This is a genomic window from Pseudomonas citronellolis, assembly GCF_900112375.1.
Lineage (GTDB): Bacteria > Pseudomonadota > Gammaproteobacteria > Pseudomonadales > Pseudomonadaceae > Pseudomonas > Pseudomonas citronellolis.
This window is the reverse complement of sequence record NZ_FOLS01000038.1, coordinates 18,281-32,069: the sequence shown is the minus strand read 5'-3', so window position 1 is coordinate 32,069 and position 13,789 is coordinate 18,281. Positions and strand designations below refer to the sequence as shown.

The 13,789-nt window shown below is 69.1% G+C and carries 4 protein-coding genes and 1 pseudogene; 4 read left to right on the top strand and 1 reads right to left on the bottom strand.

The window, feature by feature from the left end; translation table 11 throughout:
• Positions 1 to 31: 31 nt before the first annotated feature.
• Complete coding sequence (locus tag BM060_RS27770; RefSeq protein ID WP_074985078.1) at positions 32 to 667, bottom strand: TetR family transcriptional regulator; 636 nt, start codon at positions 665 to 667, stop codon at positions 32 to 34.
• Between the two features lie 147 nt (positions 668 to 814).
• Here BM060_RS27770 and BM060_RS27765 point away from each other — a divergent pair, with 147 nt between their 5' ends.
• From BM060_RS27765 to BM060_RS33415, 4 genes and pseudogenes are all read left to right on the top strand, one after another.
• A complete protein-coding gene (locus BM060_RS27765) occupies positions 815 to 1,912 on the top strand; it encodes a flavin reductase family protein (RefSeq protein ID WP_074985077.1) in 1,098 nt (365 codons plus the stop codon).
• A gap of 18 nt (positions 1,913 to 1,930) precedes the next feature.
• Positions 1,931 to 3,010, top strand: a complete 1,080-nt coding sequence (locus BM060_RS27760; RefSeq protein WP_074985075.1) for a fatty acid desaturase family protein — start codon at positions 1,931 to 1,933, stop codon at positions 3,008 to 3,010.
• A 113-nt stretch (positions 3,011 to 3,123) separates the two neighbouring features.
• The gene (locus BM060_RS27755) at positions 3,124 to 4,821 is read left to right on the top strand and encodes a ShlB/FhaC/HecB family hemolysin secretion/activation protein (RefSeq protein WP_074985072.1); all 1,698 of its coding nucleotides are present in this window, start codon (positions 3,124 to 3,126) and stop codon (positions 4,819 to 4,821) included.
• Between the two features lie 114 nt (positions 4,822 to 4,935).
• Positions 4,936 to 13,524 (top strand): annotated as a pseudogene (locus BM060_RS33415) (hemagglutinin repeat-containing protein); the annotation flags it as partial.
• Positions 13,525 to 13,789 lie beyond the last annotated feature (265 nt).

The following is a 13,789-nucleotide window of genomic DNA, read 5'->3' as shown; positions in this document are numbered from 1 at the left end:
TCCCCCTCGCTCCTACAAGGAAGCCCCAGCCTCAGCCCTTCGCCCCGATCCCCAGCCAGTGCTTTGCCCCAATCATGATGAAACGCAGCTGCTGGGTAACCTTGGCCTCCGGCGTCAAGTGCGCCGGCAGCGCCTCGGCCGGCGCGTCGATCAGTTCGGGCAGGGTGGCGAACACCGTCTTCACCACCAGGTCGGCGAGCACGTCGAGGTCCTGGGCCTGCAGATGCGGCAGCTTGTTGAGCAGCGCAAGGTCCGCCGCCAGGTCGTCGGTGATGCGCTGGCGCAGGGTGCCGATGGCCTGGCGGATGGGCAGCGAGCCGCCGTATTGCTCGCGGGCCAGGAACAGGAACTGGGTGCGGTTGGCGCTCACCGCGTCGAGGAAGATGCGCACCGAGGCCTCGATCACCCCGCCCAGCTCGAACTCGTTGCGCCGCACAGCGCGCAGGGTCTGGCGGAAGGTCTCGTCGACGTCGGCCACCAGGGCCAGGCCCAGGGCGTCCATGTCGGCGAAGTGCCGGTAGAACCCGGCCGGGACGATGCCCGCCGCGCGCGCCACCTCGCGCAGGCTCAGGCTGCCGAAGCCGCGGCCGCTGTCCATCAGGCCGCGCGCGGCGTCCATCAGGGCCTGGCGGGTCTGCTGTTTCTGTTCGGCGCGGGGAGAGGACATCGGGGCTTCCATGGCAGGGGCCCCGGCACTCTAGCAAATGGCCGGGGAAATCGGCGACTGCGCTGGCCACTTCAGTGAACGACTGTTGACTGGAAAGTGGCGGCATGCCAGTTTAGTGAACAAGTGTTTACTGTCTGGATGCCGTCCATGTCCCTGCTTCCCCTGGCCTGGCTGCGCGCCTTGCGCCCGCTGCTCGGCCCCCTGCGCGCGCTGGTGCGCCAGCGCTGGCTGCGCGAGGCCGATGTCGATGCCGTGCTGGCCGTGCTCAACCCGGCCTGGGCGCTGAACCGGGTGTTCGTCCGCGTCGAAGGCCGCCAGTGGGTGGCCGACGACATGCTCGCCCTGCGCCTGCGGCCCAACGCCAACTGGCGCGGCGCGCGGCCGGGCCAGCACCTGCAGCTGTTCATCGAGCACGACGGCGTGCGCCTGGGGCGCAGCTACAGCCTGATCGCCGATGAGGACGGATGCCTGGAGATCGCGGTGAAGCTGCAACCCGGTGGGCGGGTCTCGCCGCTGCTGCTGGGCCGGCTGTGCGTCGGCGACGTGCTGGAACTGGGCGCGCCGGGCGGCGAGCTGCACTGGCCGCAGGACGAACGCGGCGTGCTGCTGCTGGCTGCCGGCAGCGGCCTGACACCCTTGCTCGGCCTGCTGCGCCAGGCCCTGGCCGACGGCTACCGCGGCCCGGTGACGCTGCTGCACTACGTGCGTGAACGCAGCCAGCGCGCTTTCGTCGAGCGCCTGCAGGCCCTGGCCCGCGAGTACCCCAACTTCCACCCGCGCTGGGCCATCAGCGGCGGCGCGGCGCAGGCCGGCGAACTGCGCGGGCGCTTCCACGCCGAACACCTGCAGGGCCTGCCCGCCGGGCATGTGCTGGCCTGCGGCCCGGCCGGCTTCGTCGGCGCCGTGCGCGACCATCTCGAACCCCGCGCCGCCAGTCTGCAGTGGGAAGCCTTCAGCGCGCCCGCCTGGACCACCGACGAGGCCCAGCGCGAGGTTCACCTGCACTTCGCCCGCAGCGGCCGCCAGGTGGCCGGCGACAACCAGCGCAGCCTGCTGGAACAGGCCGAGGCCGCCGGCCTGCGCCCGGCCCACGGCTGCCGCCAGGGCATCTGCGCCAGTTGCACCTGCACCCTGCTCGCCGGCAGCGTGCGCGACCTGCGCAGCGGCGCGCTGCACAGCGAGCCGCAGCAACCCATCCGCCTGTGCGTCAGCGCCCCGCAGGGCGACGTCAGCCTCGACCTCTAGCCTCCCCGGAACCCCCGCATGCGCGAAGACCGCGACCTCACCCCGGCCGAGCTGGCCGCCTTCGGCGCCGAACTGGACGCCCTGCGCCAACGCACCCTGGACGACCTCGGCGGCGCCGACGCCCGCTACATCCGCCGCGTGCGCAGCGCCGTGCGCGCCTGCTGCTGGGCCGGCCGCGCGCTGCTGCTGTGCGGCTGGTCCGCCCCTACCTGGCTGCTCGGCAGCCTGCTCCTGGGCCTGGGCAAGGTCCTCGAGAACATGGAGCTGGGCCACAACGTCATGCACGGCCAGTACGACTGGATGAACGACCCGGAATTCGCCGGGCGCCAGTACGAATGGGACATCGCCGGCCCCTCCGACTTCTGGCGGCACACCCACAACCACATCCACCACACCTACACCAACGTCCTGGGCAAGGACGACGACGTCGGCTACGGCGTGGTGCGCCTGTTCCCCGAGCAGAAGTGGAAGCCCTTCTACCGCTGGCAGCCGCTGTGGGTGACGATCCAGGCCGTGCTCTTCCAGTACGCCGTGGCCATCCAGCACCTGCGCCTGGACCAGTACTTCAAGGGCCGCCTGGGCAAGGACGAACTGCGCCCGCTGCTGCGCCGGTTCAACGCCAAGCTGGGCCGCCAGTGGGCCAAGGACTACCTCGCCTTCCCCCTATTGGGCCTGCTGGCCGGCGGCTTCTGGGCGGTGTTCTGCGGCAACCTCGTGGCCAACCTGCTGCGCAACCTGTGGACCTTCACGGTGATCTTCTGCGGCCACTTCACCGAGAAGGCCGCGGTGTTCCCGGCCAGCGTGCTGCAGGGCGAGAGCCGCGGCCACTGGTACCTGCGCCAGCTGCGCGGCTCCAGCAACCTGGAGGGCGGGCCGCTGCTGCACCTGCTCACCGGCAACCTCAGCCACCAGATCGAGCACCACCTGTTCCCCGACCTGCCGGCGCGCCGCTACGCCGAACTGGCCCGTGAAGTGCGGCAGATAGCCGAGCGCTATGGCCAGTACTACAACAGCGGGCGCCTGTCGCGGCAATTCGCCGCGGTGCTGCGGCGCATCTGGGTTCACCGCCTGCCGGCCAAGGGTGAATCCGCCTCATAGGAATAGTCCTAAAAGTGAAACCAGTCGCCGAATGACACTCCCTCAACATCAATTGGCCATGATTTAATCAGCCCGGTTTTGCAACTGGATGTCGTAGTCGAGGGATCGAAGGGATGAAGTCCATTCCCCATTACTGGACGCTGGGCCTGGCCCTGGCCGTCGTTCTGGATGTTTCCGCCGCGCCGCTGACCACTCCCGGTGACCGCGACCTGCAGCGCGACCGCCAGGAGCAGTTGCTGCGCGAACAGCAGAAGCGCCTGGAGGAGCTGCAGCAGCTACCCGGCAAGGCAGCGCCGCAGGCCCCCGCCGAGCAGCCCGCCGACACGCGCTGCTTCGACATCCGCGAAATCACCCTGGAAGGCGCCGGACACCTCGGCGCCGCCACCCGCGAGCGCCTGCTGGCGCCCTACCGCGGCCAGTGCCTGGGCGTGGCCCAGCTCAACGCGCTGCTCAAGGCCATCACCGACCACTACCTGGCCCGCGGCTTCGTCACCACCCGCGCCTACCTGCCGCAGCAGGACCTTTCCGGCGGCACGCTGAAAATCATCGTGGTCGAAGGCCGCCTGGAAGGCTTCGACGACTCCGCCGTGGCCACCCCGCGCGAACTGGCCATGGGCTTCCCCGGCAAGACCGGCGAGGTGCTCGACTTGCGCGAGCTGGAACAACTGGTGGACCAGGTCAACCGCCTGCCCTCGCGCCACGCGCAAGTGGAACTGGTGCCCGGCGAGCAGGTCGGCGGCAGCCGCGTGCAATTGGCCGGCGAGCGCGGCAAGCCCTGGCGCGTCTCGGCCTTCCGCGACAACAACGGCGACCGCAGCAGCGGCGAGCAGCAGGCCGGCCTGGGCCTGGACTGGGACAGCCCGCTGGGCCTGGCCGACCAGCTCGGCCTGCGGGTGGCCGAGGACGTGGTCAGCGACCACTGGAAGCACTCCGACAACCAGGGCCTGTTCTACAGCCTGCCCTACGGCTGGTGGACCTTCAGCTACAGCTACAACCAGAGCTACTACCGCACCCGCAACCAAGGCAGCGGCTTCGCCTTCAAGCTCGACGGCGACAGCCGCTCCCACCAGTTCGGCGCCGAGCGCGTGCTGCACCGCGACAGCCTGAGCAAGACCGCGGTCAACTTCGGCCTGGCCCACGTGCGCTCGAACAACTACATCGACGACGAGAAGCTCGACGTCTCCAGCAGCCGCATCACCGAGGGCCAGCTGGGCTTCAACCACGGCCGGCGCATCGGCAGCGCCTTCGTCAACCTCGACGCCGGCTGGCAGCAGGGCATAGGCGCGCTCGGCGCCCAGGGCGAGCACGACCCGCAGCCCTACCAGCCCCATGCCCGCTACGACAAATACACCCTCACCCTCAGCTACCTGCAGCCCTTCCAGCTGTGGGGCGAGAACTTCAGCTTCGACGCCCTGGCCACCGCGCAGAAGAGCGAAGACGTGCTCTACAGCCCGCAGCGCATCAGCCTCGGCGGGCTCAACTCGGTGCGCGGCTTCAAGGACCAGAGCCTGTCCGGCGACAGCGGCTACTACTGGCGCAACCAGCTGCGCTGGCGCCGCCCGGTGACCTGGGTGGCGCTGCAGCCCTGGCTGCAGGAGTACGGCGTGGGCTATGGCTACGACTTCGGCGCCATCGAGCATGACCGCTACAACCCCGAACTGCACGGCCGCCTGAGCGGCCACGCGCTGGAGTTCAACGCCCGCGGCCAGTACCTGGCCGCGACGCTGAGCTTCGCCCGCTCCCTGGAGCGGCCCAGCGTGATCGACAAACGTGAACACCCGGTGTACTTCCGCGTCGACCTGTTCTTCTGACGGCCGCGCGAAAAGACGACGAACAAGGACAACACCCCCGCCGCGGCGAGCGGCCCCGCATCCGAACCGGGATGCCCGGCCCGGCCCGGCGAAAGCACGCAAGAGGCCGCCCATATGGACATCCGCCGCCCCCTCTACCAGGCCATCGCCAGCGCCCTGGCCGGCCTTCTGTTCCTCAATCCGATAGTCGCGGCCGCCGCCCAACTGGCGGTGGATGCGGCCGCCGGCGGCAACACGCAGATCGGCGCAGCGGGCAACGGTGTACCTATCGTCAACATCGCCACGCCCAACGGCAGCGGCCTCTCGCACAATAAATTCAGCGACTACAACGTCGGCCAGCAGGGGCTGATCCTCAACAACGCCACCGGCAAGACCCAGGGCACCCAGCTGGGCGGGATCATCCTCGGCAACCCCAACCTCAAGGGCCAGGCGGCGCAGAAGATCCTCAACGAAGTCACCGGCGGCAGCCCCACGCAACTCAAGGGCTACACCGAAGTGGCCGGGCAGGGCGCCCACGTCATAGTCGCCAACCCCCACGGCATCACCTGCAACGGCTGCGGCTTCATCAACACCCCGCGCGCCACCCTCACTACCGGCAAACCGATCCTGGCCGGCGAGCGCCTGCAGGGCTACGACGTCGACGGCGGCGAGATCGCCATCGAAGGCGCCGGGCTCAACGCCGGCAACCTCGACCAGTTCGACCTGATCACCCGCAGCGCCAAGCTCAACGCCGACCTGTACGCCAAACAGCTCACCGTGGTGGCCGGGCGCAACACAGTGGACGCGCAGACCCTGGTCGCCACCGCCAAGCCCGACGACGGCAGCGCCAAGCCGCAACTGGCCATCGACAGCTCCGCCCTGGGCGGCATGTACGCCAACACCATCCGCCTGGTGGGCACTGAACAAGGCGTGGGCGTGAAACTGGCCGGCAACATGGCGGCCAGCGCCGGCGATATCCGCATCGATGCCAATGGCAAGCTGGAATTGGCCCAGGTGGCGGCCAGCGGGGACCTGGCGCTGAAAGGGCAAGACGTGGCCCTGAACGGCCCGGCGTATGCCGGCGGTAGCGCCAGCGTGCAGGCCAGCGGTGCGCTGAGCAATGCGCAGAGCCTGGCGGCCAGGCAAGGCGTGCAACTGCGCGCCGGCAGCCTGGACAACGCGGGCCAGATCGTCGCCGGCATCGATGGGGAGCAACGCATCGCCGGGCAAAGCCTGGACATCGCCGCCGACCACGTTGGCAACCGCGGCCGGCTGGATGCCACCGGCAGCCTGAGCGTGGCCGCCGACACCCTGGACAACGCGGGGCAGGCCTACGCCGAGCGCATCGATGTCGACGCCCGACGGCAACTGGACAACCGCGGAACCCTGCAGGGGCGCGAAGTCGCGTTGCGCACCCGCCAGTTCAACAACCTCGGCGACAGCGCGCAGCTGATCGGCGAGCGCAGCCTGCTGCTCGACGCCCCCGCCGTGGTCAACCTGGGCGGCCTGGTCCGCTTCGGCGACGGCCAGGCGGCCAGCCTGAACTTCACCAGCCTGGACAACCGCAACGGTCGCCTGGAGGTGAATGGCGGCAGCCTGACGCTGGCCGGCGGCACGCTGGATAACCAGCAGGGGCGCATCGTCGCTGGCAGCGCACGGATCGACGCGCAGCGCATCGACAACGCCGGCGGCCTGATCGGCACCAGCGGCGGCGACCTGGCCCTGAACAGCCAGGGCGAGCTGAACAACGCCGGCGGCAAGCTGCAGGCCGCGCAGGCCCTGCGGATCAGCGCCGGAGCGGTGGACAACCGGGCGGGAACCCAGGTCGGCGACTCCATCTACCTCGCCGGCAGCAGCCTGGACAACCGCCAGGGCGGCGTTCTCAGCGCCGAGCGGGGCGACCTCGACCTGCGCCTGAGCGGCGCCTTCGATAACGCCGCGGGCCTGGCCCAGGCCAGCGGCGCCCTGCTGCTGGACGTCGGCAACCTCGCCAACGCCGCCGGCAAGCTGGTGGCGCAGCGCCTCGACCTGACTTCCCGCGGGGTCGTGGACAACAGCGGCGGCACCCTGGCCGCCGAGCGGCTGAGCCTGAATGCCCAGTCGCTGGCCAACCGCAATGGGCGGGTCCAGGCCGGCTCCGCCCTGACCCTGACCGCCGGCGATCTCGACAACGCCAACGGCCTGTTGCTGGGCGGCACGCTGCAGGCCGACCTCGCCAGCATCAGCGACAACTCCGGCGGTACGCTGAGCGCCGACGGCGCGCTGAAACTGACCGTGGCCCAGGCGCTGAACAACGCGCTGGGGCGCCTGCAATCGGTGCAGGGCAACCTGGACGTCACGGCGGGCAGCCTGGACAACCGCCAGGGGGCCCTCGCCGGGGCCCAGCTGTTGCTGCAGACCAGCGGGGCGCTGGATAACCGCGGCGGCCGCATCGTGGGCGATGGCATCCAGGCGAGCGCCGACGTCATCGACAACAGCGCCCAGGGGCTGCTGGTCGCCGGCGCGGATGGCCTGGCGCTCACGGCGCAACAGCGCCTGTCCAACGACCAGGGGCGCATCCAGAGCGACGCGGGCCTGCGGTTGCAAGCGCCGCAGCTGGAAAACCGTGGCGGCGTGGTACTGGGCCAGCGCGTCGAGCTGTTGGGCGGCAACCTGGACAACAGCCAGGGCGGCGCGGTGGTGGGCAATGGCGAACAGCTGAGCCTGAGCCTGGATGGCGTGCTGAACAACGCCACCGGCCTGATCGACGCAGGCGACCAGGCCCTGCTGTTCACCCGTGCCGTCGGCCAGCTCGACAACCGTGGCGGCACCCTGCGCGGCGAGCGGCTCGACGTGCTTGCCGGCAGCGTCGACAACTCCGCGTCCGGGCGCTTGCTGGCGGGCGCCGCGGGCCTTTCGGTAACGGCCGGCGCGCTGAACAACCAGCGGGGGCTGGTCCATGCCCAGGGCGGCGCCGTGACCGCCGCGCTGGGGGCGGGCAGCCTGCAGAACCAGGCCGGCACCGTGCAGGGCGACAGCGTCGCCATCAGCGCCGCGAGCCTCGACAACAGCCAGGCCGACGGCGAGGCCGGCAGCATCGCCAGCCTGCTCGGCAAGCTCGAACTGGTGGTTGGCAACCTCATCAACCGGGGCGGCCAGCTGTTCGGCAAAAGCGAGCTGAGCGTCACCGGCAACACACTGGACAACGGCGGCGGCCAGCTCAGCGGCGGCCGCGTCGTGCTCGCCAGCAGCGGCGCGCTGAACAACCAGGGTGGCCTGATCGAATCGGCCACCAGCCTGGAGCTGGACAGCGGCACGCTGGACAACAGCCAGGGCGGGCGCCTGCGCGCGCTCGGCGGCGACAGCAGCCACATCCGCAGCGCCGGCCAGCTGAACAACCAGGGCGGGAGCATCGGCGTCGCCAGCCAGGCCTTCGAACTGGGCAGCGGCGCAGCCCTGCTCAACGGCCAGGGGCAGGTCCAGCATGCTGGCACCGGCCTGTTCCGCCTGAACGCGGGCAGCCTCGTCGGCGCGGGCTCGCTCACCGGCCTGGGCGAGGGCCAATGGCAGTTCGGCAGCGTGGCCAATGCCGGGCAGATGCGCGTCAACGGCGCCCTCGACCTGCGTGTCGGCCAGGGCCTGGAAGTCGGCGCCGGCGAACGCATCGCCAGCGCCGGCAACCTGAGCGTGACGGCCGTCTACCTGAACAACCAGGGCGAACTGCTCAGCGACGGCGACCTGGGCCTGAGCCTGGGCGGCGACGCCTACAACGCCGGCCTGCTTTCCGCCCAGCGCCACCTCACCCTGAACGCCGGCAACTTCACCCAGCAGGGCGGTCGCCTGGCCAGCGGCCTGGATACCCGGCTCAGCCTCGCCGGCAACCTGAACAACCAGGGCTGGCTGATCGCCAACCAGGCCCTGCGCGCCAGCGCCGCGCAAGTGAACAACACGGGCACCCTCGGCGCCCTCGGCGCGCTGGACATCACCAGCCAGGGCATCGCCAACGGCGCCGACAGCCTGCTGTTCAGCGGCGGCGACATGACCCTGCGCGCGGCCAGCCTGAGCAACCGCTACGGCGACCTCTACAGCCAGGGCAACCTCAGCTTCGCCGGCCAGGACGGCGGGCGGGCGCAGAGCCTGAGCAACCGCTCCGGCACCATCGAGGCGCAAGGCGACATCCACCTCGATGTGGCGAGCCTGGAAAACGCCCGCGACGTCTTCGCCTTCGAACAGACCACCACCTTCGGCGAATTCGACGTGCAGTGCGGCCAGCACTGCGGCGGCCACGACTCCTTCAAGCGCGGCAAGATCGACGTCAACGAAACCCTCTCAGAGCGCATCACCCAGAACAGCCCGGCCGCCTGGCTGACCGCCGGGGGCAACCTGACCATCGACGCCGGCGCGGTGGAAAACCGCAACAGCACCCTCGCCGCCAACGGCGACCTGACCATCAACGCCGACTCGCTGCTCAACCAGGGCAACACCTCGCGCACCGGCAACAAGGTGGTGGTCATCAACGTGGTGCCGGGCGACTACGGCAAGATCCCCACCGGCCAGTGGGACACCATGGAAAACCTGGCCCGCGCCTTCAACACCAAGATGGCCGCGGGCACCTTCGACCAGGACCTGTACGACCAGCTCTGGGCCATCTACAACGGCGACCGCTGGGCGATCGGCACCCCGGTCGTCACCTGGAGCGAAGACGGCGTGCAGTCCGCGCCGGCTACGCTGCAGGCCGGCAACCGCGTCACCCTCAACGTGGCGCACAACCTGCAGAACGGCACCGTCAGCGAATACAGCCTCGCCCAGCTCACCGGCCAACTGGCCGGCAGCCTGCTGGGCGGGCAACTCGGCACGGTCAACCTGACCCTCAACAAACAGTCCAGCGACGCCCAGGCGAGCGGGCCGCAGACCGTGCAGAGCGTGACGCACACGGCCGCCGACGGCAGCCAGCAGGTCAGCTTCATCCCGGTGGACTACAGCGGCGTGCCCTTCGCCGCCGTGGACCCGACGGCGGCCGACACCTTCCGCCTGCCCCAGGGGCAGTACGGGATGTTCATCCGCAGCCCGGACCCGCAGAGCCACTACCTGATCGAAAGCAACCCGGCGCTCACCGACCTGGGGCGTTTCCTCAACTCCGACTACCTGCTCGGCAAGCTGGGCTTCGACCCGGACCAGGCCTGGAAGCGCCTGGGCGACGGCGCCTACGAGACCCGCCTGATCCGCGAGGCCATCCAGGCCCAGACCGGCCAGCGCTTCCTCGATGGCCTGACCAGCGACTACGACCAGTTCCAGTACCTGATGGACAACGCCCTGGCCGCCAAGGACGCGCTGCAGCTGAGCGTTGGCGTGGGACTTTCCGCCGAACAGGTGGCGGCGCTGACCCACGACATCGTGTGGATGGAAACCCGCGTGATCGACGGCCAGCAGGTGCTGGTCCCGGTGGTCTACCTGGCCCAGACCGACGCGCGCAACCTGCGCGGCGGCAGCCTGATCCAGGGCCGCGACCTCAACCTCATGGCCGGCGGCGACCTGGTCAACGTCGGCACCCTGCGCGCCAGCGAAGACCTCAGCGCCAGCGCCGGCGGCAGCATCCTCCAGGGCGGCCTGATGGACGCCGGCCAGCGCGTCAGCCTGCTGGCCGGCGACAGCATCCGCAACGCCCTGGCCGGGCAGATCCGCGGCGAGCAGGTGGACCTCACCGCGCTCAAGGGCGACATCGTCAACGACCGCACCGCCGTCACCGCCGGCATCGGCGGCGACGAATACCGCAGCTTCCTCGACGCCGGCGCGAGCATCAGCGCGCGCAGCGACCTCAGCCTGGACGCCGGCCGCGACATCACCAACCGCGGCAGCCTCGCCAGCGGCGGCGACAGCTACCTCGGCGCTGGCCGTGACATCAACCTGCAAGCCGTGACCGACGCCAGCCGTCTGCGCGACATCCAGCAGGGCGGGCACCACGTCACCACCACCACGGTCGCGCAGAACCACGGCTCCAGCCTGACGGCCGGGGGCGACCTGGTGCTGGATGCGGGGCGTGACCTGAACGTAGTGGGCAGCCAGGCGAGCGCGAAGGGCGACCTGACCGCCGCCGCCGGTCGCGACATCAACCTGAGCGCTGTCGAAGACGCCGCCAGCGTCGAAGTCCGCAGCAAGACCAGCAGCAGCCGCACCGTCGAACAGACCGGGCAGACCCGCCAGCTCGGCGCGGAACTGACAGCGGGCGGTGACCTGGTGGCAAGCGCCGGGCAGGACCTGAACCTGACCGCCAGCACCATCAGCGCCAGCAACGAGGCCTACCTATACGCCTCCCGTGACGTGAACTTGCAGGCAGCGGCGGAAACCGACAGCCATGCGCTGAGCAAGACCAAACGCAGCCATGGGCTGCTCTCAAGCTCCGAGAAAAAGACCGAGGACACTTCCCTCTACACCACCCAGAAAGGTTCGCTGGTCAGCGCCGACAAGATCGCCATCCGCGCCGGCCAGGACATCGGTGTCAGCGGTAGCGACGTGGCCTCCACCAACGGCACCAGCCTGCTGGCCGGGCGCAACGTGCTGATCGACGGCGCCACCGAAACCAGCGAAACCAGCCACGCCGAGTCGAAGAAGAAATCCGGCGTGATGAGCAGCGGCGGGCTCGGCTTCACCCTCGGTTCGGCCAGCACCCAGGCCACCCAGACCAGCCACAGCGAGCAGACCCGCGGCAGCACCATCGGCAGCGTGCTGGGCAACGTCGACATCCAGGCCGGCAAGGACCTGACCATCCGCGGTTCGGACGTGGTCGCCGGCAAGGACATCAACCTCATCGGGCAGAACGTCGACATCCTCGCCGCGCAGAACGAGAACCGCAGCGAGCAGACCTACAAGAGCAAGAGCAGCGGCCTGACCCTGGCGCTCTCCGGCACTGTGGGCAGTGCCATGGACGCTGGCTACCAGACTGCCAAGCAGGCCAGGCATGAAGACGACAGCCGGCTCTCCGCACTGCAGGGCATCAAGGCCGGGCTGACCGGCGTGCAGGCCTGGCAGGCGGCGCAGCAGGGCACCGAAGGGGGCGGCGTCAGCCAGTTCTTCGGCATCAGCGCCTCGCTCGGCTCGCAGAAGTCCAGCTCCCGGCAGACCCAGGAGCAGAGCGTCAGCCAGGGCAGCAGCCTGACCGCAGGGAACAACCTCAACATCCTCGCCACCGGCAGCGGCGCCGTGGGCCAGGACGGCGACATCCGCATCCAGGGCAGCCAGCTCAAGGCCGGCAACGACATGCTGCTGGCCGCCAACCGCGACATCCTGCTCGAAGCCGCCGCCAACACCCAGAAGCTCGATGGCAAGAACAAGAGCAGCGGCGGCGCGGTTGGCGTGAGCGTGGGGTATTCGGCGGACAACGGGGTAGGCCTGAGCATCTTCGCCAACGCCAACCAGGGCTCGGGCAAGGAAATCGGCACCGGCACCACCTGGACGGAAACCACCCTGGACGCCGGCAGCCAGGTCAAGTTGGTCAGCGGCCGCGACACCACGCTCAAGGGCGCCCAGGTCAACGGCGAGCAGATCATCGCCAACGTCGGCCGCGACCTGACCCTGCAGAGCCTGCAGGACAGCGACTACTACGACTCCAAGCAGAAGAACGTCTCCGCCGGGGCGAGCGTCGCCATCATCGGCACTGGCGGCAGCGCCAGCGTCAGTGCCAGCCAGAGCAAGATCGACTCCAACTACAAGAGCGTGCAGGAACAGACCGGCCTCTACGCCGGCAAGGGCGGCTTCCAGATCGACGTGGGCAACCACACGCAACTGGACGGCAGCGTCATCGCCAGCACCGCCGAAGCCGACAAGAACCGCCTGAGCACCGGCACCCTGGGCTGGAGCAGCATCGACAACAAGGCCGACTACAAGAGCCAGCAACAGAGCGTCAGCATCAGCAGCGCCAGCGATGGCAGCGGCAAATTCATCAGCAACATGCCCAGCGGCATGCTGGTGGCCTACAACCACGGCGACAGCGCTAGCGGCACCACCGGCTCGGCCATCTCCAACGGCACCCTCGAAATCCGCGACCCGGCCAACCAGCAGCAGGACGTGGCCAGCCTGAGCCGCGACGTCGAGCACGCCAACGGCAGCATCAGCCCGATCTTCGACAAGGAGAAGGAACAGAACCGGCTGAAGCAGGTGCAACTGATCGCCGAGATCGGCACCCAGGCGATGGACATCGTTCGGACGCAGGGGGAGATCAATGCCAGTAATGCGGCGAAAGAAGAGCTAGCCAGGAACGGTATTTCGAACCCAACCAAAGAGCAGATCGAAGAAAGCGCGATCTACCAGCAGAAAATGTCCCAATACGGAACTGGGAGCCAGCTTCAACGAGCGGCACAGGCTGTAACTGCTGCACTCCAGGGACTCGCTGGTGGTGATATTGGAGCTGCGTTGGCTGGAGCATCGGCACCTTATCTCGCGAACACCATCAAACAACTGACCGAGGGTGATCGCGAGGTGCAATTGATGGCCCATGCGGTGCTCGGTGCATTGGTCGCCCAGGCTCAGGGGAACTCGGCGATTGCGGGTGCAGCGGGTGCTGCTACGGGCGAAGCGATGGCCTCGGTTATCGCCAAGCAGTTGTATGGCAAGAACACCGATGATCTCAGCGAGTCAGAGAAACAGGCCGTCGTTGCACTATCTTCGCTGGCGGGTGGCTTGGCCGGCGGAGTACTTGATGGCAGTGCCGGTGGCGCGGTCGCGGGAGCGAAAGGCGGGCAGAACGCCGTCGAGAACAATGAGTTCGGCGGCCGGCTCTATGTCGATCATCTGTTCGAGGCTTACGTGCAGAGCGGAGGTTGTGGCGGCGCCACACGCCAACAGTGCCGACAACACTATGAAAATGAGCAGCTTGCAAATGGCGGGCTTGAAACCGCCGCCACTTTCGCTCTCTTGCCGGTAGCTATCGTAGGCGCGGCGGCTACTCCTGCGATACTTGCCGCTGCGAGGGCCGCCGCAGTGGCTTGCACAACCAATCCGCTGCTGTGCGTTAACG

Bases quoted from the DNA above. Each gene is read 5' to 3' on its own strand.
- BM060_RS27760 (WP_074985075.1), top strand. From the start codon at position 1,931: ATGCGCGAAGACCGCGACCTCACCCCGGCCGAGCTGGCCGCCTTCGGC.
- BM060_RS27755 (WP_074985072.1), top strand. From the start codon at position 3,124: ATGAAGTCCATTCCCCATTACTGGACGCTGGGCCTGGCCCTGGCCGTC.
- BM060_RS27770 (WP_074985078.1), bottom strand. From the start codon at position 667: ATGTCCTCTCCCCGCGCCGAACAGAAACAGCAGACCCGCCAGGCCCTG.
- BM060_RS27765 (WP_074985077.1), top strand. From the start codon at position 815: ATGTCCCTGCTTCCCCTGGCCTGGCTGCGCGCCTTGCGCCCGCTGCTC.